This is a genomic window from Micromonospora acroterricola (genome assembly GCF_003172955.1).
Taxonomy (GTDB): domain Bacteria; phylum Actinomycetota; class Actinomycetes; order Mycobacteriales; family Micromonosporaceae; genus Micromonospora; species Micromonospora acroterricola.
Window position 1 is genome coordinate 13,702 of the sequence record NZ_QGKR01000138.1, and the last position, 20,847, is coordinate 34,548.

The following is a 20,847-nucleotide window of genomic DNA, read 5'->3' on the forward strand; positions in this document are numbered from 1 at the left end:
CGACGCCCCGCCGGCCCAGTGCACCCAGCTCAGTGAGCCGAGTTGTCTAGCCCCACCACCTGCTTGACGAATCCGTCCCAGCACATGCACGACAGTCGGCCTTGGTTCCTCGGTCGTCCTGGTTACAGTCGGTGACATCTAAGTGCCTGTGGGTGCACTCAAACTCAGGCAGAGAACGAACCATTGCCGCCAAGACGCCATGCACGAGGGGAAGGCCGCCCAGCTCTCTGATCCCGACCCATGCGATGTCGTCATGCTCGTCAGGTGCACGGTTGGTGGGAGAGCCAACCCAGTCTCCAATCTGCCAGACGCCCACGTGAACGGCGTCCTCACCACTGCCGTCATGCAAGACGCCCAACCGTGACGAGGACTCCGCCACAATGTGAACACCGAGCTCCTCGTGCATCTCACGCGCGAGGGCCTGTAGTTCCGACTCACCCGCTTCGACCTGCCCCCCGGGCAGATCCCAGACATCTGGGTATACCCGTTTGGTCGGCCTGCGGTGTACCAGCAGGACCGCGCCGTTTTCGACGAGTGCGCCTGTGACGACGACATGCATGACGGGATTAGAGCACGGGGATAGGACTAGCTCGCTTCAGCCAGAGGGGACGCCCAGACGTCCGGGTCTGCGCGGTCCGATCGCTACGGGCGTGGCAGCCATCGCCGGCGGTTCGGCCATGCCGCGATGCGCGCCCGTGTCGCGGACCGTGAAGGCTTCCGCGGCGCCCTTTGAGGATCATGTCGGGCATCAGGTGGGACGTGAGCGTCAAGTATGTCCCATGACAGGACAGGTGCTGGGCATAGCTCGTTGCCGAATTGCCTCTCATCGACGTCCGCCGGTACAAACGATGGATTGCTGATGATGGACGGGAAGGGCTGATCCCAGGCGGGGTCATACCCAGGACCATTCTTCCGGAGCTACTCGCTGACCCCGCGACCTGGGAGTATCCCGATGATCCCACCTGGGTCGGAGCCATCACCCTGGTTGAGACGGACGCCGGCGTGAACATCAGCCGGATCTCCCCGGAGGAACCAGTCCAGGGCAACTCGTAGCGGATGTGGACTGAGGGCCAACCATCGCGGCTGCGGGAACATCACCAGTGAGCCGTGATCTTCTTCTAGCTTCAGGTGGCTCCTGGTCCTGGCGGTCCGCTGGGGCACCCTGCGCCCAGGTCGGTCGCGGGTTCGAGTCCCGCCCACCACCGAAAATCCCTGGTCGGCCGACAGGCGCATCACCGATGATTGCGGCCATGGCCACGACCCGACGAGCTGACATGTCCGCCGCCGGGGAGCTGGATGGCCACCTGGGTGGCAATGCCGCCTCGATCCGGGCGACGGCCCGCGCCCTGGCGAAGGTCGAGTCCGCCGTGGCCGTGGTGCTCGTCGAGGGCATCAGCGATCAGATCGCTCTGGAAACGGCCGCGCTGGGCCGCGGCCGGGATCTCGAGGCGGAACGGGTCGTGATCGTGCCGATCGGCGGGGCGCACGCGATCGGCCGCTTCCTGACCAGGTTGGCTCCCCTGAGCACCCGGGTGCGACTTGCCGGTCTGTGCGACCTGGGTGAGGAGGAGGTGTTCCGGCGTGGGCTGGAGGAGGCCCATGTTGGCTCGCCTCGCACGCGCACTGACATGGAACACCTCAGGTTCCACGTCTGTGTCAAGGATCTGGAGGAGGAGCTGATCCGCGCGCTGGGCACCGCACGGGTTGAAGCGCTCTTCGATTCGCAGGGTGACCTTCGCTCGTTCCGCTCGTTCCAGAGTCAGCCCGCCTGGCACGGGCGGGAGCTCGAAGCGCAGATGTGGCGGTTCCTGCGCAGCAGCTCACGTCGTAACCTGCGCTACGCACGCCTGCTCGTCGAGGCGGCAGTTGGCCGGGATGCCCTGCCGCGACCGCTCGACGCGCTGCTCACCGCCGTTTGACTCACCGAAGGACGGCCCTCGATCGTCTCTGGGCGCTCACCGGTGGTGGAGGCTCCGATGTGGCCTGCGCCCTGACCGGTCTTCCACAGTTCCTAGCGGGCGGAAGGGTCAGCGGCGCGTCCCCTGACCGGCCACACCCGCAGTCACCAAGCCGACAATCCGTAGCTGGAGGACAGCGGTCGGATCAGCATCAACTGCCAACACCAGTGGGGAGCACACCGTGACCGACCCGACCCAGCAGCCGCCGCAGACGCCCTACCAGCAGGGCGGGCCGGTCTACCCGCCGCAGCAGTACCAGCCGGCGCAGCAGGACCCGTCACGTGGCTATCCCGGCCAGCAGCCGCCCGCCCCGCCGCCTGCCGGTTCGAGCCGCAAGCCGCTCCTCTTCGCCGTCGGAGCGTTCGTCGCGGTCCTCGCCCTGCTCGCCGGCGGGTACGCCGTCTACGACGGGTTCATCAAGGAGGACTCCGGTGTGGCCGCGTGCAAGGCGATGCGCGACGGCAAGGAGATCGACGGCACCGCGAAGGACAGCGGCGACGACAAGCTGACCGAGGCCGAGTACCGGGAGGCGCGGGAACAGTTCGAGGACTCCCGCCACGACAAGATCCGGGAGCATGGCACCGCCCTCATTGACATTGCCTGGCAGGTGTCGAGCCTGCCGGAGGAACAGGAGATGGGCGCGCTCGCCTTCATGGGCCCGCTGACCACCCACATGTCCGGGTTGCAGACGGCCTGCGCGGATCAGGGTGTGATCGTCAATCTCAACAGCGGCAACTAGCTTCCGGCTTCGCCGCTCCGCCACCCACGTCCCCCGCTCAGGAACGGTGCCCGCCGCCCGCGGTTGCGCCTCACGGCGAGATTCCGTTGTCACCACCTGCATGCCCGCCCACAGGTGATGACTCGGCGGCTGAGCGTCGACGCTGCCGACGCACGAGCGCCAGGACGGCGAGCACCAGAGGTACGGCGAGGGTGGCGTACAACCACGGTGGCGCGGCGAACGGAGATGGTCGCGGCTCCGGACCGCCGAACGCTGCCCGGTTCAGCAGGTCGCCGGGCACCTCAAGGTCGCTGACGCCGTCCGGGGCGCTCAGCAGCACCTGCTCGGGACCACGGGCGGGGATCGCCGCGAGGTCGGCGCGCCGTTTCTCATGGTCCGCCTCCGGCGACTGCCGCTCCACCACCGGGTCGCCGTTGCGCCAGCCGACCAGCTCCACTGCCGAGCCGGGGACGGGGACGGGGATCGTGTCGCCGACCGGCTTCCCGGTGGCCGCGTCGAGGTACTCGATTCGCCAGGAGCGCCGGAGCAGCTCGGCGGCGTCGGCGCAGCGGGGGGTGGCGATGTCCTCCCGTCCTGGAGATGCACGGATCGCCCCTACCCGTACGGCCAGGACGGCAACCGGCGGCCTGGTCGGGTCGGTCTCCAGCATCCTGCCGGGCCGCCCGGTGACGGTAATCGTTGTCAGCCGTGAGCTTTCCATCGAAGGATCTTTACTTCCGTCGGATCGATACATAGATTGAGGTCATCAGTCGAAAGTTCTGAGTCTTCCGAGCAAAGTCGCGGCGGCTCATGAGCTCGCGGGGCCGTCCCTCCTGTGCTCGACGGTCGTCGCACCATGCCCTGTCGCGGCTTGACCCGGTCGAGAACGGAGTCCCATGGACGACCACGCCGTTGGCTCCCACCGCCACCTGTCCCGCAGATCCCTGATGACCACCGGAGTGCTGGCCGCTGGCGCGGTCGGGGTGACCGCGTCCACTGTCGGCGTCCCCTTCAGCGGCAGTCCGGCCCAGGCCATGGCCGGCATCACCAAGAAGGTCACCATCTACGTCGAGCAGCTGCCCGGCGGGCTGTTCGGGTACGGCCTGGCACCCGGCCAGGCCACCGTGCCGGGGCCGGTGTTGGAGATCTACGAGGGTGACACCCTGGAGATCACCCTGGTCAACACCACCACCCAGCGGCTGTCCATCCATCCGCACGGGGTGGACTACAGCACCGACTCGGATGGCAGCCCGCTCAACGCCTCGTTCAACAATCCCGGCGAGACCCGGACGTACGTGTGGCGCTCGCGGGAGATGTTCCTCGCGTCCGGCCGACGGTTCATGCCGGGCAGTGCCGGCTACTGGCACTACCACGACCACGCGATGGGCACCGACCACGGCACGGCCGGGGTCGCCAAGGGTTTGTACGGCGCGCTGATCGTGCGGCGTCGCGGCGACATCCTGCCGGAGAAGCAGTTCACGGTCGTGTTCAACGACATGATGATCAACAACCGGATGGCGCCGGACACGCCGATGTTCGAGGCGAACCTGGGCCAGCGGGTGGAGTGGCTCGCCATCGGGCACGGGGGCACCTTCCACACCTTCCACCTGCACGCGCACCGCTGGGCGGACAACCGCACCGGCATGCTCGAGGGCCCGGCCGACCCGAGCCTCGTGATCGACAACAAGGACCTGAATCCGGGCAGCTCCTTCGGCTTCCAGGTGCTCGCCGGGGAGGGCGTCGGGCCTGGCGCGTGGATGTACCACTGCCACGTGCAGTCCCACTCGGACGGCGGCATGGCCGGGATCTTCCTGGTGCGCAACGCCGACGGCAGCATGCCGCCGGGCGCGGAAGAGGCGATCCACAGGTTCCAGGGCCACACCCACACACACGGCAGCTGAGTGAATCGAAAGTGGGGACGGGGATGACAAGACAGTTACGACGAGCCCTCGCCGCGGGAGCGGTCATCGCGACGTTGATGCAGGGCACGGCGGCAGCAGCCGCACCGCAGGCGGCGCCCGCACCACAGGCGGCGCAGGAGAACAGGACGGCGGTCCTCGTCTTCCACGGGCCGGTGGCGGAGCAACAGGACCCGGTCGCCCGCGCCGCGGAGGCGATCAAGGATCTTGGCGCAGAAAATGACATCGTTGTCACTGCTACCACGGACCCCGCCGTCTTCACCACGGCCGGGCTGTCCGCGTACCGCAGCGTGGTTTTCCTCTCCGCGACGGGCGCCGCGCTCAACCGCGACCAGGAAGCGGCGCTGCAGAGCTACATGAAGGCCGGCGGCGGCTTCGTCGGCATCGCCGACGCGGCCCGCGCGCAGGTCGACTCCGCCTGGTTCACCGGTCTGATCGGCACCCGCCCGGCGGGCGCCATCCCGGTCGCCGAGCCGGTGGCCCGGGTGACCGCCAGCGGCGAGAACACGCCGAACGAGACCAAGGAGAAGCTGACCGACGGCGACTCCGGCACGAAGTGGCTCGTCCGCACGCCGACGGCCTGGGTGGCGTACGAGTTGAGCGGCGCCAAGCGGATCACCGGCTACGCGTTGACGTCGGCCAACGACTCCTCGGGGCGTGACCCGAAGGACTGGACGCTGCAGGGCTCCACGGACGGGCAGAGCTGGTCCGATCTGGACCGGCGCACCAACCAGACCTTCGCGGAGCGGTTCCAGACGCGCCGGTTCGACATCGCCACGCCGCAGGAGTTCAAGCACTACCGGTTGAACATCACCGCGAACAGTGGGGAACCGCTGACCCAGCTCGCTGACCTGCGCCTGTTCACCGGCAGCACCACCCCACCGGCGCCGCCGGCGGTGAACCGGGCGGTCGTCGACATCCTGGACCGGAAGCACCCGGCCACGGCGTCGCTGCCGATGACGCTCACCCGCTCGGACCGCTGGGAGAACTGGGACCCGAACCCGATCGGCACGGTGCACACCGTCGCCCAGGTCGAGGAGCGCCACTACAACCCGGGGCCGGGCGCCAACGGGCCGTTCCACCCGGTGTCCTGGTGCCGGGACTACGACGGTGGCCGGTCCTTCTACACCGGCATGGGCCACACCGAGGGCAGCTACGGCGAGGCGGCGTTCCGCACGCACCTGGCCGGGGCGCTCAAGTGGACGACCGGTCTGGAGCGCGGTGACTGCCAGGCGACGATCGCCGCGAACTACAAGGTCGAGCGACTCACCGCGGCCAACCAGCCCGGGCAGCTCGACCAGATCGGCGAGCCGCACGGGCTGACCATCGCGCCGGACGGCACGGTCTTCTACGTCGGCAAGGCGGCCTGCCCGAGTGGCCCCGTCGCGGACTGGAACAACCCGAACGTCGGCCTGGGCTGCGGCACCATCCACTCGTGGGACCCGCGCACCAAGCAGGCCAAGCTGCTCACGACCCTCGAGGTGATGGGTAACCGGGGCAGTGGCTCCGAGCTGGTGAAGAACGAGGAGGGCCTGCTCGGCATCGTGCCCGACCCGAAATTCGCCGACAACGGCTGGCTCTACGTCTACTGGATGCCGCACGAGTCGGTCGACCGGGTGAAGCGGGTCGGGCAGCGGACCATCTCCCGGTTCACCTACGACCGTGGGACCCAGACCATCGACCAGGCCACCCGCAAGGACCTGCTGCAGTTCCCGGTGCAGATCCACAGCTGCTGCCACGCGGGCGGCGGCATGGCGTTCGACGCCAAGGGCAACCTGTACGTCGGGTCCGGCGACAACAACTCCTCCGAGGGCTCGCAGGGCTACTCCGGCAACAACTGGACGCAGGAGTACCAGGGCACCTCCTTCCAGGACGCCCGTCGCACCTCGGGCAACACCAACGACCTGGCCGGCAAGATCATCCGGATCCACCCGGAGGCGGACGGGACGTACACCATCCCGGAGGGCAACCTCTTCCCGCCGGGCACCGAGAAGACCCGGCCGGAGATCTACGTGATGGGCGTCCGCAACATCGCCCGCCTCCAGATCGACCCGGAGCACCAGTGGCTGACCGCCGGCTGGGTCGGCCCGGACGCCGCGTCGCCGAGCCCGACCCTGGGCCCGGCGAAGTACGAGACCGCCACCATCATCACCTCGGCCGGCAACCAGGGCTGGCCGTACTGCATGGGCAACCGCCAGCCGTACCGCGACCGCAGCACCACCGACGCGACCGTCCTCACCGGCTGGTACGACTGCGACAACCTGAAGAACGAGTCGCCGCGCAACACCGGTCTGGTGGACATCCCGCCGGCCCGGGACAACATGATCTGGTACTCCCCGGACGGTGGCGGTCCGGTGTTCCCGGAGCGGACCGACGGCAGCGGTCTGCCGACCTACGTCGCGGCCGACGCCACCTACACCCAGCCGTACCTGCGCGGCGGCGGTCAGGCCATCATGTCCGGCCCGACCTACCACCGCGACCTCGTCGACAAGAACAGCGGCGTGGCCTGGCCGGAGTACTGGGACGAGAAGTGGTTCATCGGCGACCAGTCGAACGCGCAGAACCGCGTCGCGGTCACCGTCGACCCGGCCGGCGTGCCCACCGCCGCGCCGCCGGTGTTCGCCGAGTCGCTGCGGGCCATCATCCCCGGCGGCAACGGCGACACCCGGCTGCAGAGCTGGATGGACGCGAAGTTCGGGCCGGACGGCGCGCTCTACCTGCTCGACTACGCGGGCGGGTTCTTCAGCCTGCACCCCAACCAGAAGCTGATCCGGATCACCTACACCGGTGGCGCTCCGACCCCGGCGCCGGCTGCCAGCTCGGTCGCCGTGCAGAACAAGCCGCTGACCATCGCCTTCAACGGGTCCCGCTCCGGTGGCGTGAGCCACCGGTGGGAGTTCGGCGACGGCGCCACGTCGACCGAGGCGAACCCGCGGCACACGTACGCCCGGGTCGGCACCTACACGGCGAAGCTGACCGTCACGTACGCCGACGGGGAGACGGCGACGGTGCAGACCACGGTCACGGTGGGCTGCGCGGTGCCGGACAACCGGGCCACCGTGTGGCTCGGCGACACGGACACCAAGGTGCCCAGCCGCACGGTCGGGCAGGGCTGCACCATCAACGACCTGATCGACGACGAGAGCACCTGGGCCGACCACAACAGCTTCGTCCGGCACGTGACCACGCTGACCGACACGCTCCAGGACGACGGCCTGCTCTCTGCCCGTGAGGCCGGCACGCTGACCCGCCTGGCTGCCGCGTCCGAAATCGGGCGGGACGGTCGCACCGGGTACGAGCCGCTCTTCGACGGCACGGCCGAGTCGCTGCTCGGCTGGCAGCAGGCGCCGTCGGGATCGTTCGGCATCCAGCCGGACGGCTCGCTGCGCTCCAGCGGCGGCCTGGGCATGCTCTGGCACACGAAGGAACTCGCCGACTTCTCCCTGAAGGTGCAGTTCCGCGACATCGCACCGGGGACCGGCCGGGCCAACAGTGGCGTCTTCATCCGCTTCCCGGACCCGCGGATCCCGCTCGAACAGCGCCCGCCGGGCAGCTGCGGCACGGTCGGGTCCGCCCGGACCTCACCGGCATGGGTGGCGATCTACTGCGGCCACGAGATCCAGATCTACGACGGTGAGACCGGCGAGCCGCAGAAGACCGGCTCGGTCTACAACTTCGATCCGGTGCCGCTCGCCCAGGCCGGCGTCACCCCGAAGGACCAGTGGAACGACTACGAGATCCGCGTGGTCGGGCAGCACTACACGATGATCCGCAACGGCGTGGTGATCAACGAGTTCGACAACACGCCGGGCAAACAGTCCTCGCGCGCCGGTGACCCGCCGACCGATCTGCGGCAGTTCCTCAGCGGCTTCATCGGGCTCCAGAACCACGGCGACAACGATCTGATCGAGTTCCGCAACATCCGCGTGCGCGAGCTCTAGGAGAAACCATGATCCGACGATTGACGGCCGCGCTGGCGGCGTTCCTGCTCACGGTGACCCCGTTTGCCGGCGCGTCCGCCTCCGCCGCCCCGCGCGTCGCGGAACAGGTGCTGACCTGGACCGCCGACGACAGCATCACCCGCTACAAGTCCGCGCCCGCCACGGCGGTCGCCGGCGCGACCACGATCATCTGGGAGAACAGCGCGGCCACCGGCAACACCACCGGCATGCCGCACACGCTGACCTTCGACACCACCACCGACGGCTACAACCACGACGTGACGCTGAACATCCTGGCCAACCCGTTCGACGTGAACAACGGGCGGCACCAGGCGACGGTGAACCTCACGCCGGGCAGGTACCGCTACTTCTGCTCCATCCCCGGCCACAGTCAGATGGTCGGCGAGCTGGTCGTCACCGACGGTGGCGGAGGCGGCGACACCACGCCGCCGACGGTGAACGGCGTCGTGTCCGGCGACCGCGACGGGGACGGCAACTACGTGGGTGCGGCAACGGTGACCGTCACGGCCACCGACGCCGGATCGGGCGTGGAAACCGTCGAGTACCAGGTCGACGACACCAGCTTCCTGCCGTACACGCAGCCCGTGCAGGTCACCGCGGTCGGCGACCACTCGGTGCAGTTCCGCGCCACCGATCAGGCCGGCAACACGAGCGCGGTCGGCTCGGTGTCGTTCCGGGTCGTGGAGCCCAGCGAGGAGGACACCACCCCGCCGGTGGTGACGGTCGACGTGGCCGGTGACCGGGACGGCGACGGCAACTACGTCGGTACGGCCACCGCCACGCTGGCCGCCACCGACGCGGGGTCCGGTGTCGCCACCATCGAGTACTCGTTGGACGGCGCCGCCTTCACCGCGTACTCCCAGCCCATCGTGGTGAACGGCGTCGGCATGCACATGCTGCACTACCGGGCGACCGACGTGGCCGGCAACACGTCGGCCGAGCAGATGTCCCACTTCACCGTCGTGGCCCCGGCCCCCGAGGACACGACTCCGCCCGTGGTCTCCGCCACGGTCGCCGGCGACCAGAACGACGACGGCGCGTACGTCGGCGGTGCGACCGTGACCGTCACGGCCACCGACGGCGACTCGGGTGTCGCGTCGATCGAGTACGCGCTCGACACCGGCGCCTGGACCACGTACGCCAGCCCAGTCTCCGTCCGGGCCACCGGGGCGCACACCCTGCGGTACCGGGCGACGGACGCCGCCGGCAACACCTCGGCGGAGCAGTCGACCACGTTCACGGTGGTCGCCGACGGCACCGACGCCTGCCCCGACTCGGACACCCGGGCCAGGGTGGTCATCGACGGTGACGACACCGGCGTCGCCAACGTCGACACCGGCGACGGCTGCACCATCAACGACCTGATCGACGAAGACGCCGCCTACCCGGGGCACGCCGATTTCGTCCGGCACGTCGAAGCGGTCACCGCCACCCTGGTGGCCGGCGGCACCCTCACCCTGCGCCAGCAGGGCGCCATCGTCCGAGCCGCGGCCCGATCGGACGTCGGCGCATGAGTTACCGAACCTCATCGACAGGGAGTACAGCGATGCCCAGACGTACCGTTGCCAAGCTGGCCACCGTGACCGCCGTCGTCGCCTCCTCGGTGCTGGCGGTGGCGCCCAGCGCACACGCCGACCTGGTCACCTACTGCATCGGCACCGGCGGTGCGGTGACGGTGCCCAACGACCTGTACGTGCCGGCCGGCGAGTCCTGCGCGCTCACCGGCACCACGATCACCGGCAACGTCAGCGTCGCCGCCGGCGGCAACCTGGTGGTCACCGGTGGCACCGTCAGCGGCGAGGTACGCGTCGCCGCCGACGGCTACCTGGACGCCACCGACACCACGATCGGCGGCCAAGTGGTGCTGGCCGCCGGCGGTTACGGCACGTTCCTGAAGGACGCCCGCACCGGCAACGTGACCGTCCGGCCGAAGGGCGCCGCCACCATCGACAGCTTCCTGTTCGTGGAGGGGTCCACGATCGTCGGAACCGTCAACGCCGGCGCCGGTGAGGTCCGGCTCGACCGCGGCACCCAGGTGGAGCGCAACCTCAGCACCACCGGCACCTACTACACGGACGTGCACGACTCGTTCGTCGACGGCACGCTGTCGGTGCTCAACAGCGCCACCGGCAGTGTCGTGTGCGGCAGCGCCGTCCGTGGTCAGGCCACCTTCGCCGGCAACCTCGGGGCCGTGCAGCTCGGGCCGAACGGCACCCTCGACAGTTGCGCCTCCGGGGGCTACTGGGGCCGGGACGTCAGCATCACGAACACCACCGGCGGTGTCACCGTCGACGACAACATCATCGACGGAAAGTTGGCCCTGACGTCCAACAACCCCGTCGCCCAGGTGGCCGGGAACAACCGGATCCGTGGCGGCGTGACCGGTGACCAGGCGGGTGCGGGCACCTCCCGGATGGCCCGGGCCGCGGCCGTCGCCGACCGGGAGGACGCCGGCGAGCAGCGCGCCGAGGCACGCCGTACCTCCGCCGTGCAGGAGGCCGTCGCGGCTGGCGCGGCCGGTCTGTAGGTGCTGTTCGCGGGGCCACGGGCGATCCGGCCCGTGGCCCCGCGCGCAGGTACCGGTCCGGCGGACGGAGTCCGCCGGACCACGCTCAGTCCGGCACGCTGGTGCGCTGGCGCACTCCCCGGGGGATCCAGGACGGCGCTCCACCGTCCAGATTGCGCTCCTTCTCGATGAACGCCAGGTTGTGGTAAAAGTGCACGCCCCCGATGTCCGGGTCGGTGGCAGCGGGTGCCCGTCCGACGATCTCCTCGTGGTGGAGGCCGTCGATGAGCGTCTTGAGGAACCCGAGGCTCGTCGCCGGGTCGTCGTAGGTCCCTGCCCGACCGCCGAAGGTCGGCCAGTACGACGTCTGCAGGTCCTCCATGACGTACAGGCCACCGTCGCGCAGGACGGGGAAGAGGTACGCGAACGAGGCGAGCAGGTGGGCGCTGACGTGGCTGCCGTCGTCGATGACGATGTCCGGCCTGCCCATCACCTCCACCACCCGGGCCAGGTCGACGGGGGATGACTGGTCGCCCTGGAGCACGGCGACCCGCTGGCCACCGAGGTGCGACTTGTCGACGATGTCGAGCCCGTAGACGAGGGCCCGGGGGAAGTAGCGCCGCCAGACCTCCAGGGACGCGCCGCCGCGGCGCTGGTCGCCGAACCCGCCGACCCCGATCTCCAGGATGGTGAGTGGCTGGTCGCGCAGCGGGCCGAAGTGCTGCTCGTACCGGCGGGGGTAGGTGTGGTGGCCCCACTTGTCGGAGCCGTAGCGGACGCAGAGCTCGGCCAGGCCGACGTCGTACGGCCGGTCCAGCGCGTCCACCATTCGACGGACCACGTCGTACGCGGGCAGCGGGCGGTCGAACGCCGCGGGATTCTCCAGATGCCCCCAGTGGACCACCCGACTCGCGCTGGACTGCGCGCCGCGGGGCCCGAACAGGCTGCGGACCACCTCGGTGAGGTCCTGGGTCAGCGACACGTCGGGCACCCCGGCCGGCTCGCGCTCGCCGCCGACAGGGTGGTGCGCGATTCCCGCCGACCCGACCTGGAGCCCGTACCGGATCGTCGCGTCGCCGTGCCGCAACCCCAGATGCACGCTCACGTCGGGGCCCGCCGGTACGTCTGCCCGGTGCAGCAGTTCGCCGACCACCGCCGCGGCGACGGCCTGCGCCCCGAGGTCGTCGATGACTGCCGTGATGCCGTCGGCGATGCCCCCGGCCGCGGAGATGAGTCTGCTGAGTCCCGCACGATCCACCGTCGTCTGCATGAGAAGATCGTAAATGTCTTGGGCTCCGCGCCGGGGGTACGTCGCCCACGTCGGCGACCTGCTCGACACCGAGCTGCCGATGGCGCCCGCACGCCGCGCGGCGCGGTGAACAGCCCCTGACCAGCCACTTCTGCGCGTGCGGCGGGCCGCTCTGCCGGCCTCGCCGGTGCGGCTTGAGCGGGTCGTCCAGTTGCGAAAGTTGGAACACGGGCACGTGGCGCCCTGCACCCGTGCCGATCCGCTCTGAGCTGCGCTTTCGCCCGCCGCCCGACCGCCCTGGCCGGTCCGGCCAGCCGATACATCGGACAAAATGCCGCGGCTCGTAGAAACGATTTTAATACGGCCCGACATCGATGCCTTGCCCGGTCCTACCCGGTCGTGATTATCTTCAACCACACCGCTCGCCGGTACGGCAGGAAAGACAGCCGGAAGGCAGGCGAGTGACCGGGTCCGGCGTCATCGCCGGAATATTCAACTGAACGTTGGCTACGCCTTGGCGTGCCCGTCCGAGAATTGTTGGAGGTGGCGACGGTGGTCACGAAACACGTGATGCCGATCGACTTGGACTCGGTTCCCGAGGTTGACGAAGTGCTGGTGGAGCTGGGTGTCGGCCCGTTCGTACGGGACACCGTGTCTGCTCCGATCGGTCGTAACGACGCCTGGTCGGGTGTCACCGAAAGCGGCCGGGACGTTTTCGTCAAGCGCCTGACCGGACAGGTCGAGGACACCAACAACAGAATGCGCAGGCTGCTCGACTTCGAGGCCTACGCCGCGAAAGCCAATTTCGAGAATGTGCACTGGCCGCAATTCATCGGCAGTAACCCCGACCACCGGATCGTTGTTTTCGAACGAATCAACGACGCGGTCAACGGTGCCGCGCTGATGGTCGACGAGACATTCACCCTGGCGCACGCGCACCAGGTCGGCCGGGCGATCGGCCACCTGCACGCGACCCCGCCTCCGGAGGGCCTGCGCCTCGACGAGTCGCCGCCCGGGTTCCCGCCGGTCACGTTCCTCCAGGGCCTGCCGCTCTCGGTGTTCCTGAAGTCGAGTGCCGGCGAGATCGAGGCCTGGCGGCTGTTGCAGAACGACCCCGAGTTGATCGCCGCGGTGCAGCGCCTGCGCGACGCCGAGCGGGAGGCGCCCCGCGTGCCCTCGCACTGCGATCTGCGGGTGGACCAGTTCCTGGTCGCCGAGGACGGGTTGTTCCTCACCGACTGGGAGGAGTTCCGGCTGGCCGACCCGGCCCGCGACGTCGGCGCGTTCGCCGGCGAGTGGGTCTACCGGTCGGTGCTCGACCTGGTCACCAACCGGGGCGACGAGGCGTTCGTGGACACCGAGTTCACCCACGAGCTGGTCCTCCAGCGCGGTGTGGAGAAGATGCGCCGACTGCTGCCGCTGGTGCACGAGTTCTGGCGGGCGTACACGGACGTCCGGCCGGACGCCGACCCGGGCCTGGCGGTCCGCGCGACCGCCTTCGCCGGCTGGCACCTGCTGGACCGGCTGGTCGCCGGCGCCCTGTCCTCGTCGCGGCTGTCCGCGATCCAGCGCGCCGCCGCCGGCGTCGGCCGCGCCGCGCTGGTCAACCCCGAGAAATTCGCCACCACCCTCGGCTTCGGAGGTGCCCGATGACGTTGCAAGCCCAACCCGTGGCCGGGGAACTGGCCCCCGCGATCCGGGACGCGGTCCGTCAGATCCGGGTCTCTCCGGAGCGGACCACGGCCGTGATCGGCGGCCGCGAGATCGTCGCCGACTTCCCCCGCGAGCTCCGCCGGTTGCTCGCCGAGTCCATCTACAACGTGCTGCACTCCGGCCAGCCGGACGGCAAGGTGCCGACCCGGCTGCGGGAGGACGCACTCGAGGAACGCTTCACCGCGGCCGTGCCGCACCGGCAGATCGAGGTCCGGGCGGTCGTCCGGTCCACCGTCCAGCGCGATGCCGCCGGACGCGGACGGATCCTCGTCGAACGCGAGGGCCTGCGGATCTGGGCGCCGATCGAAGCGATCACCACGACCGGGTACGCCCCGGGCGAGCCGGTGCGGCTGGCCGTGCCGCCGTGGCGGGCCGCGCTGTCACCGGGCTTCTTCCTGGTCGACGGTTCCCGGCAGCGGGACACCTCCCGGGGCGTCCTGCGGGTCTACCTCAACGTTCTCGACGTGGATCACGCCGTCGGCGCCTGGCGCGAGGTGCTCACCTTCCTCGAGGAGCGCGAGGTGCCGTACCGGGCGAAGGTGCTCTCGGCCCGGGAGCTCTATCCCCGACGCGACGCGATCGTGGTCTACCTGGGCAGCGACTGGCAGCACATCGCCGCCGACCTGGCGGAGCTGGCTCAGGGCCTGCGCGGCACCGGCCCCGAGACGTCAGCGTTCGTCGAGCGGATCGCGCCCGGCGTCGGCACGGCCTGGGAGCCGGTCGACGGCAAGTCCGGCCGGCAGGGGTTGAGCTTCGGCCAGCACCGCGCCACCGTCCTGGCCGCCGCGCTGGTGGAGGCCGCCGACGACCTTCAGCGGGTCGACTCGCTGATCGTCGCGCGCTTCCTGGAAGCCGGCATCGACCCGGCCAATCCGGCCCGCAACACCACCGTCTGAACCCGACCGAAAACGCATCGCCAAGACCTGAGCTCGCTTGCTGGGAGGGTCAACAGGGGCGTTCCCAGTTTGGAGCTCAGTGCTTCCCCGAAGGAGAGAGACGTGAACACGGACATCACCAAGAGCGACAACATCATGGAGCTCGTGTCCAGCTACGAGACCTACCTCGAGGCGGACGACGACCTGGGTGTCTCCGCCGTCGCGGACGCCCCGGCGACCACCTGGTACTGCGCCAGCGCCGCGGTCAGCTTCCTCACCGCCGCCACCTACGAGGCGACCTGCTGACCGACCCCCTGATCCCGTCCGCGATCCCGCGGACGTCCGGTAACACCACACACACCGAGGAGAGGTAATGCAGGAGAAGGCGAACAACATCGAGGAGCTGCTGGCGGGTTACGAGACCTACAGCACCGCCGAGGACATCGACCTCTCGGCCGTCTCGGACGCCCCCGCCACGACGCCCGGCTGCGCCATCGTCAGCGCTGGCGTCAGCTGGATGAGCGGCCAGGTCGTCTCGAAGACCATCGACGACGGCTGCTGAAACGAGCACCAGGTCCGGAGCGGCGGGCCGGACTCCCGCCGGCCCGCCGCTCGGTCCTGACCAATCCCTAGCGAGGTGCACCGCGATGACTGAGACCCCGCCCTTCCAGCAACTGTTGACCATGACCGATCTTCTGGTCCCGGCCGCCGTCCGCGCGGCCGCCACGCTCGGCATCGCGGACCACATCGCGGCCGGCGCCACCACCGCTGCCGAGATCGCCCACCGGGCCGGCAGCGCCCCCGACGTGACCGGGACGCTGCTGCGCTACCTGGTCGAAATCAAGATCCTGGAGACCGGACCCGGCGGGGAGTACGCCCTGACGCCGCTCGGCGACCCGCTGCGCTCCGACCACCCGCAGAGCGTGCGCCAGGTGCTCCGCAACGACGGCATGATCGGCAGCATCACGCTGAGCCTGCTGCGCCTCGACCACACGGTGCGCACCGGCCGGCCCGGCTACGCCGCCGAGTTCGGCCGGGACTACTGGGACGCGGTGAACACCGACCCGGCCTTCGCCGCCGAGTGGCGCGAGCAGGGCGAGGCCGCCGACCAGCTCGACAAGCAGGTGCTCCGCTGGGACGCCGGAAAGATCATTTCCGAGTACGACTGGAGCGGCGTCGACAGTTTCATCGACGTCGGCGGTCACCTGGGCAGCCTGACCATGGCCCTGGTCCGGGCCCACCCGCACCTGCACGGCACCCTGCTCGACCTGCAGAACGTCTCGGCGGAGGCCGGCCGGCGCTTCGCGCGCAGCGACGTCGCGGAGCGGGTGACGGCGGTGCAGGGCAGCTTCTTCGACCCGCTGCCCACCGGCAAGGACGTGTACCTGCTCTCCGCGATCCTCGCGGACTGGTCCGACGACGAGGCGGTCCTGATCCTGAAGCGCTGCCGGGAGGCGGCCGGGGCCACCGGCAAGGTGCTGGTCGCCGACATCGCCATGCCGGTCTCCGGCCCCGGCTCGGAGCTGCAGCTGCGTTCGATGATGCCGGCGCCCACGCGGACGGCCGAGGACATCGAGCGGCTCGGCGCCGAGGCCGGCCTACGGGTCTCCTGGCGCGGCCCCGCGACGGCGGTCCGGACCCTGATCGAGTTCACCGCCCACTAGCACAGCTGCCGAACGGAGAATCCCATGCGACACCATCCGCCGGAGGCGCGGCAACGACCGGACCGGCCGCTGCGCATCGTGCGCGACCTGGCCACCGGACATCCGGGCACGATGCTGCTGATCGGCCTGCTCGCCCTGGCGTCCACCGCCGGCACTCTGGCGCTGCCCTGGGCGGTCGGTCGGCTCATCGCCACCCTGGGCGACGGCGCCGCCGACCGCTGGACGGTCTGGCTGATCGTCTTCGGGCTCGGCGCCGCGCTGGCCAACACGCTCGCCACGTTCCTGCTCTCCCGGCTGGGCCAGCGGATGATCTGCCGGCTGCGGGTTCGCACCATGGGCCACGCGCTGCGCCTGCCGCTCGCCGACGTGCGGCGCGAGGGCAGCGGCAACCTGGTCACCCGGATCACCGCGGACACCTCGCGGATCAAGAAGCTGATCGACGTCGGCCCGATCCAGCTGCCGATCGCCGGGCTCACCGCCATCGGCACCCTGGTGATCATGGGCTTCCTCGACTGGCTGCTGCTGGCCGTGACGCTGGGCGCGTTCGCGGTCGCCGGCGGCCTGATCACCCTGGTGGTCAAACGGCTGCGGCGTAGTTACGTCGCCGTGCAGGAGTCCACCGGCGTCCTGGCCCAGCGGTTCATCGCGGCCGTCGACGCGGTCAAGGTGATCAAGGCGTACCGGGCCGAGGAGTCCGTGAGCGCGGACCTCGCCGGCCACGCCGAGACCGTCGCCCGCCGCGAGATCGACGCCGCCCGGATGGAGGCCCTGATGACCCCGGTGGTCAACCTGGGTCAGCAGATCGCCCTGGTCGCGGTGATCACCGGGGGCGGCGCGCGGATGGTCGCCGGCAGCCTGCCGCTGGCCGACTTCGTGGCGTTCCTGCTCTACCTGCTGCAGCTCACCGGCCCGTTCATGATGATCGCGGCGGGCGTCACGGCGCTGAAGATGGGCACGGTCGCCCGGGAACGGTTCACCGGCCTGTTCGACAAGCCCCAGGAGTCGGGCGGCGAGACCGCGCAGCCTGTGGCCGCACCGGTCGGTCCGGTGCCGGCGGTGCAGTTCGACCACGTCGACTTCAGCTACGGCAGCACGCCGGTCCTGCGGGACGTCTCGTTCGAGGTGCCGGCGCGAGGGCTGACCGCCATCGTCGGCCTCTCCGGCGCGGGCAAGACCACCGCGGTGGAGCTGATCCAGCGCTTCGCCGACGTCACCGCAGGCAGCATCCGCGTGCAGGGCCGTGACACCCGGCAGTGGCCGCTCGCCGACCTGCGCGGCCAGGTGGCCTACGTGGACCAGGCGGCGAGCTCCGTGCAGGACACCGTGCGCCGCAACCTGACCCTGGGCCGTGGCGACGCGGCGTTCTCCGACGGGGAGCTGTTCGCGGTGCTGCACCGGGTCGGCCTGGCCGACGAGATCCGCCGCAAGCCGCAGGGCCTGGACACCGTCCTCGCCGGCGACGTCGATCTCTCCGGCGGTCAGCGCCAGCGGCTCGCCATCGCCCGGGCCATGCTGACCGACGCCCCTCTGGTGCTCCTCGACGAACCGTCGTCGCACCTGGACAGCATCAACGAGCAGAAGCTGCGCGACCTGGTCGACGACCTGGCCGCCACCCGGGCCGTGCTGGTGGTGGCGCACCGGATCTCCACCATCCAGCACGCCGACCACGTGGTCATCCTCCAGGCGGGCGAGGTCGTCGGTCAGGGACCGCACGACGAGCTTCTGCGCAACTGCTCGAACTACACCGATCTGGTCCGTGGCCAGATGCTGGTCGGAACAGGAGCCCTGGCATGACCGACTACTCGATCATGATGCCGTTCGCGCCGCGCCGCCCCGAGCAACTGCTGCCGTTCGCCGCGCTCACCCAGTGGAGCGAGGCAACCTGCCTCTGGCAGGGGCAGGGCAACGTCGGCGACACCCACGTCAGCTTCTCGTACGCCGCGGCCAGCGGTTTCCGGGTCCCGATGGGCACCTCGGTCAACCTCATGCCGTTCCTGCACCCGTACGACGCCGCGCTGCGCGCCCAGACGCTGGCGGTGGCCACCGGGCACCGCGTGGTGGCCGGCTTCGGCCCCGGTGGCGCATCGTTGCAGCGCGGCACGCTCGGTGCCCCGTACCGCAGCCAGCTCGGCGCGGTCCGCGAGTACGCGACGATCGTCCGGTCCCTGCTGGAGACCGGCAAGGTCAACCACCAGGGCGAGTTCTTCTCGTGCGGGATGGAGCTGGGCACGTTCCCCCGCCCGCCCATCGAGATCGGGCTGGGCGTGCTGCGGCCGCGGATGGCGGAGCTGGCGGGTGAGGTCGCGGACGTGGCGATCACCTGGCTGACCCCGGCCTCGTACCTGCGGGAGACCGTGGTGCCCGCGCTGCGCCGGGGTGCGGAGCGGGCTGGGCGGCCCATGCCGCGCCTGGTCGCGATCGTGCCGATGGCGCTGCGGGAGTCCGGCCGTGACCCGGTCGACCTCGCCCTGAACAGCAACTCGGGGCACATGCGCCTGCCGCACTACATCGACATGCTGAGCCGTTCGGGCATCGACGTGGACATGGCCGACGACCCGCGGGCCAGCGGCCGGGCCCTCGTCGAGGGTGGCGCCTTCCTCTACGGCGACCACGAGGAGCTGACGCAGGGCATCAAGGAGTTCAGTGCCGCGGGCGCCGACGAGGTGGCGTTCAACCTGGCCGGGGTCTGCGTGACGTACGGCGCCCGGACCACGCTGGGCGAGCTGGAGACCATCCTCGGGAACGTGGCGCGATGAGTGCCGGGCCACCGCTCGAGTTCCTGGAGACGCCGGAGCTGGAGCTGAGGCGGCTGCTGTTGGTGGTCACCGGCTCGGCCGCGGCCAGCAACGTGCCGACCTGGCTGAACTGGCTCCGGGAGACCTACCCGCGGCTGGACGTGGCCGTGGTCGCCACTCCCAGCGCCCTGCGTTTCGTGACCCGACAGGCGCTGAGCCTCCGGATCGACCACGAGGTGGTCGTCGACACCTGGGAGGACTGCGAGCGGGCCCGGCACGTCGAGCACGTCGAGTGGGCGGACGCCATGCTGGTCTACCCGGCGACGTTCCACTTCGTCGCCCGGCTCGCCCTCGGGCTCGCCGACAGCCCGGCGTTGCTGGCGATGCAGTGCACCTCCGCGCCGGTCGGCCTGGCGCCCGCGCTGCCGCCGGGTGGCCTGGACAGCCCCGCCTTCCAGCGGCACTGGGCGACCCTGGCCGAGCGGCGCAACGTGGCCCTGATTCCCCCGCTGCCCGCGCGCAGCCTCACCACCGGCCGCGACGACGGCTGGGTGAGCCCACCCCTGCCGGAGGCGCTGCGCCGGCTGGAGGCCCGCCGCCGCGAGCTGGCCGAGGTGGACGTGCCGGTCCTGACCGGGGGAGTGACCGTATGACAACGGCCACCCTGACCGCGCCGACCGGCCGGGACTTCGGCACCGGCCTGCTGGTCACCGCGGTACGCCCCGAGCCCGCTGGTGGATACCGGTGGCGGCGGGCACCCGGGCCGCTGGCGCCCGCGCCGTTCGCGCCGGCCGGCGCCGAGCTGCGCCGGCTCCTCGCGGCACGACCGGCCGCGACGTCGGTGCGCTGGGCCGTGGGTGAGCCCGACGACGACGGGCGGACCTATCTCGTACGGGGTGCGACCTCGGTGGCCGCCGCCCTGTTGGGCGGCGGCCCCGACCCGGCGCTGGCGCCCCTGGTGCACGGGCTCGGCCAGGCGCTGCACGAGCTGCACGAGCAACCGCTCCCGCCGGACGTCGCGGCGGGGCGGGCGCCGCGCGGGCTGGTCCGCTTCACCCGCTGGCTCGACGGGCGATCACCGCACCCGCGCAGCGCGTACGCCGAATCCCTGCTGCGCTCCCGGCTCGGCGCCGCGGCCCTGGCCCGGGTGCGGGAGCACACCGCCCGGATCGCCGCCGCCGACGAGCGCGTCCTGTGCCACGGAGCGCCCGGTCTGGGTTCGCTGATCCCGGCGGAGGGGGAGGAGGCGGGCGCCGACGCGCTCATCGGCGAGGACGTGTGCGCCGCGCCCTGGTACTACGACCTCGGCTGGGTCCTCGGTGAGCTCGTCGAGCTGCAGTGGTACCTGGGCGGCGACCGGCCGGCGTGGCAGCGGTTGACCAACGCCCTGCTCGACGGTTACGGACGCGACCTCGACGACCGGTGGCGCGAGACCGTCGCCTTCCGGGTGCTGCTGCACGTGCACGACTACACGACCTATGTCGGCTGGGAGCCGAAGGTCTTCGAGAAGTACACCGGATTCGCCCGGCACCTGCTGTCCCCCTGAGG

Annotated in this window: 18 protein-coding genes; 15 read left to right on the forward strand and 3 right to left on the reverse strand. The window is 70.5% G+C overall.

The window, feature by feature from the left end:
- Nucleotides 1-46 precede the first annotated feature (46 nt).
- On the reverse strand, nucleotides 47-559 hold the full coding sequence (locus tag DKT68_RS06035) for an NUDIX domain-containing protein (RefSeq protein ID WP_109816427.1): 513 nt from the start codon (nucleotides 557-559) through the stop codon (nucleotides 47-49).
- Nucleotides 560-1,250: 691 nt separating this feature from the next.
- Here DKT68_RS06035 and DKT68_RS06040 point away from each other — a divergent pair.
- Both DKT68_RS06040 and DKT68_RS06045 read left to right on the forward strand, forming a co-directional pair.
- Entirely contained in the window at nucleotides 1,251-1,919 is a 669-nt protein-coding gene (locus DKT68_RS06040; protein ID WP_236646734.1) for a TOPRIM nucleotidyl transferase/hydrolase domain-containing protein, read from the forward strand.
- A gap of 220 nt (nucleotides 1,920-2,139) precedes the next feature.
- Nucleotides 2,140-2,697, forward strand: a complete 558-nt coding sequence (locus DKT68_RS06045; protein WP_109816428.1) for a hypothetical protein — start codon at nucleotides 2,140-2,142, stop codon at nucleotides 2,695-2,697.
- Nucleotides 2,698-2,767: 70 nt separating this feature from the next.
- On the opposite strand, the gene DKT68_RS06050 is transcribed toward DKT68_RS06045, so the two are convergent.
- Entirely contained in the window at nucleotides 2,768-3,397 is a 630-nt protein-coding gene (locus tag DKT68_RS06050; protein WP_146218294.1) for a hypothetical protein, read from the reverse strand.
- Between the two features lie 226 nt (nucleotides 3,398-3,623).
- Here DKT68_RS06050 and DKT68_RS06055 point away from each other — a divergent pair, with 226 nt between their 5' ends.
- Genes DKT68_RS06055 through DKT68_RS06070 form a run of 4 tightly spaced genes read left to right on the forward strand, consistent with a single transcriptional unit; the run spans nucleotide 3,624 to nucleotide 11,084 of the window.
- Nucleotides 3,624-4,577 (forward strand): multicopper oxidase domain-containing protein, encoded by a 954-nt coding sequence (locus DKT68_RS06055; protein WP_236646735.1) that lies wholly within the window; start codon nucleotides 3,624-3,626, stop codon nucleotides 4,575-4,577.
- 23 nt (nucleotides 4,578-4,600) lie between these two features.
- The gene (locus tag DKT68_RS06060) at nucleotides 4,601-8,536 is read left to right on the forward strand and encodes a ThuA domain-containing protein (RefSeq protein ID WP_109816431.1); all 3,936 of its coding nucleotides are present in this window, start codon (nucleotides 4,601-4,603) and stop codon (nucleotides 8,534-8,536) included.
- An 8-nt stretch (nucleotides 8,537-8,544) separates the two neighbouring features.
- On the forward strand, nucleotides 8,545-10,071 hold the full coding sequence (locus DKT68_RS06065) for an OmpL47-type beta-barrel domain-containing protein (RefSeq protein ID WP_109816432.1): 1,527 nt from the start codon (nucleotides 8,545-8,547) through the stop codon (nucleotides 10,069-10,071).
- A gap of 32 nt (nucleotides 10,072-10,103) precedes the next feature.
- Complete coding sequence (locus DKT68_RS06070; RefSeq protein ID WP_109816433.1) at nucleotides 10,104-11,084, forward strand: hypothetical protein; 981 nt, start codon at nucleotides 10,104-10,106, stop codon at nucleotides 11,082-11,084.
- 85 nt (nucleotides 11,085-11,169) lie between these two features.
- Here DKT68_RS06070 and DKT68_RS06075 read toward each other — a convergent pair whose 3' ends face one another.
- The gene (locus DKT68_RS06075) at nucleotides 11,170-12,333 is read right to left on the reverse strand and encodes a class I SAM-dependent methyltransferase (protein ID WP_109816434.1); all 1,164 of its coding nucleotides are present in this window, start codon (nucleotides 12,331-12,333) and stop codon (nucleotides 11,170-11,172) included.
- 549 nt (nucleotides 12,334-12,882) lie between these two features.
- On the opposite strand from DKT68_RS06075, the gene lxmK reads away from it, so the two are divergent.
- The 9 genes from lxmK to DKT68_RS06120 all read left to right on the forward strand — a co-directional run bounded on the left by lxmK (nucleotide 12,883) and on the right by DKT68_RS06120 (nucleotide 20,845).
- On the forward strand, nucleotides 12,883-13,965 hold the full coding sequence (gene lxmK / locus DKT68_RS06080; protein ID WP_109816460.1) for a class V lanthionine synthetase subunit LxmK: 1,083 nt from the start codon (nucleotides 12,883-12,885) through the stop codon (nucleotides 13,963-13,965).
- Nucleotides 13,962-14,921 (forward strand): T3SS effector HopA1 family protein, encoded by a 960-nt coding sequence (locus DKT68_RS06085; RefSeq protein WP_146218295.1) that lies wholly within the window; start codon nucleotides 13,962-13,964, stop codon nucleotides 14,919-14,921. The genes lxmK and DKT68_RS06085 overlap by 4 nt, the downstream gene beginning before the upstream one ends.
- A 102-nt stretch (nucleotides 14,922-15,023) precedes the next feature.
- On the forward strand, nucleotides 15,024-15,206 hold the full coding sequence (locus tag DKT68_RS06090; RefSeq protein WP_030330389.1) for a hypothetical protein: 183 nt from the start codon (nucleotides 15,024-15,026) through the stop codon (nucleotides 15,204-15,206).
- A gap of 67 nt (nucleotides 15,207-15,273) precedes the next feature.
- On the forward strand, nucleotides 15,274-15,462 hold the full coding sequence (locus DKT68_RS06095; protein ID WP_030330388.1) for an LxmA leader domain family RiPP: 189 nt from the start codon (nucleotides 15,274-15,276) through the stop codon (nucleotides 15,460-15,462).
- Nucleotides 15,463-15,547: 85 nt separating this feature from the next.
- Nucleotides 15,548-16,564 (forward strand): methyltransferase, encoded by a 1,017-nt coding sequence (locus DKT68_RS06100; RefSeq protein ID WP_109816436.1) that lies wholly within the window; start codon nucleotides 15,548-15,550, stop codon nucleotides 16,562-16,564.
- Between the two features lie 24 nt (nucleotides 16,565-16,588).
- Nucleotides 16,589-18,358, forward strand: a complete 1,770-nt coding sequence (locus DKT68_RS06105; RefSeq protein WP_109816437.1) for an ABC transporter ATP-binding protein — start codon at nucleotides 16,589-16,591, stop codon at nucleotides 18,356-18,358.
- Nucleotides 18,355-19,320, forward strand: coding sequence for an LLM class flavin-dependent oxidoreductase (locus DKT68_RS06110; RefSeq protein WP_201748925.1), 966 nt, complete (start codon nucleotides 18,355-18,357; stop codon nucleotides 19,318-19,320). Before DKT68_RS06105 ends, DKT68_RS06110 begins: the two co-directional genes overlap by 4 nt.
- Entirely contained in the window at nucleotides 19,317-19,952 is a 636-nt protein-coding gene (locus DKT68_RS06115; protein ID WP_201748926.1) for a flavoprotein, read from the forward strand. Before DKT68_RS06110 ends, DKT68_RS06115 begins: the two co-directional genes overlap by 4 nt.
- Entirely contained in the window at nucleotides 19,949-20,845 is an 897-nt protein-coding gene (locus DKT68_RS06120) for an aminoglycoside phosphotransferase/kinase family protein (RefSeq protein WP_109816438.1), read from the forward strand. The genes DKT68_RS06115 and DKT68_RS06120 overlap by 4 nt, the downstream gene beginning before the upstream one ends.
- The last annotated feature ends 2 nt before the right edge of the window (nucleotides 20,846-20,847 follow it).

Excerpts from the sequence above, each read along its gene's own strand:
- DKT68_RS06115 (WP_201748926.1), top strand. The coding sequence starts at position 19,317 with ATGAGTGCCGGGCCACCGCTCGAGTTCCTGGAGACGCCGGAGCTGGAG.
- DKT68_RS06095 (WP_030330388.1), top strand. The coding sequence starts at position 15,274 with ATGCAGGAGAAGGCGAACAACATCGAGGAGCTGCTGGCGGGTTACGAG.
- DKT68_RS06060 (WP_109816431.1), top strand. The coding sequence starts at position 4,601 with ATGACAAGACAGTTACGACGAGCCCTCGCCGCGGGAGCGGTCATCGCG.
- DKT68_RS06110 (WP_201748925.1), top strand. The coding sequence starts at position 18,355 with ATGACCGACTACTCGATCATGATGCCGTTCGCGCCGCGCCGCCCCGAG.
- DKT68_RS06100 (WP_109816436.1), top strand. The coding sequence starts at position 15,548 with ATGACTGAGACCCCGCCCTTCCAGCAACTGTTGACCATGACCGATCTT.
- DKT68_RS06075 (WP_109816434.1), bottom strand. The coding sequence starts at position 12,333 with ATGCAGACGACGGTGGATCGTGCGGGACTCAGCAGACTCATCTCCGCG.
- DKT68_RS06105 (WP_109816437.1), top strand. The coding sequence starts at position 16,589 with ATGCGACACCATCCGCCGGAGGCGCGGCAACGACCGGACCGGCCGCTG.
- DKT68_RS06070 (WP_109816433.1), top strand. The coding sequence starts at position 10,104 with ATGCCCAGACGTACCGTTGCCAAGCTGGCCACCGTGACCGCCGTCGTC.
- DKT68_RS06065 (WP_109816432.1), top strand. The coding sequence starts at position 8,545 with ATGATCCGACGATTGACGGCCGCGCTGGCGGCGTTCCTGCTCACGGTG.
- DKT68_RS06035 (WP_109816427.1), bottom strand. The coding sequence starts at position 559 with ATGCATGTCGTCGTCACAGGCGCACTCGTCGAAAACGGCGCGGTCCTG.
- DKT68_RS06120 (WP_109816438.1), top strand. The coding sequence starts at position 19,949 with ATGACAACGGCCACCCTGACCGCGCCGACCGGCCGGGACTTCGGCACC.
- DKT68_RS06055 (WP_236646735.1), top strand. The coding sequence starts at position 3,624 with ATGACCACCGGAGTGCTGGCCGCTGGCGCGGTCGGGGTGACCGCGTCC.
- DKT68_RS06085 (WP_146218295.1), top strand. The coding sequence starts at position 13,962 with ATGACGTTGCAAGCCCAACCCGTGGCCGGGGAACTGGCCCCCGCGATC.
- lxmK (WP_109816460.1), top strand. The coding sequence starts at position 12,883 with ATGCCGATCGACTTGGACTCGGTTCCCGAGGTTGACGAAGTGCTGGTG.
- DKT68_RS06050 (WP_146218294.1), bottom strand. The coding sequence starts at position 3,397 with ATGGAAAGCTCACGGCTGACAACGATTACCGTCACCGGGCGGCCCGGC.
- DKT68_RS06040 (WP_236646734.1), top strand. The coding sequence starts at position 1,251 with ATGGCCACGACCCGACGAGCTGACATGTCCGCCGCCGGGGAGCTGGAT.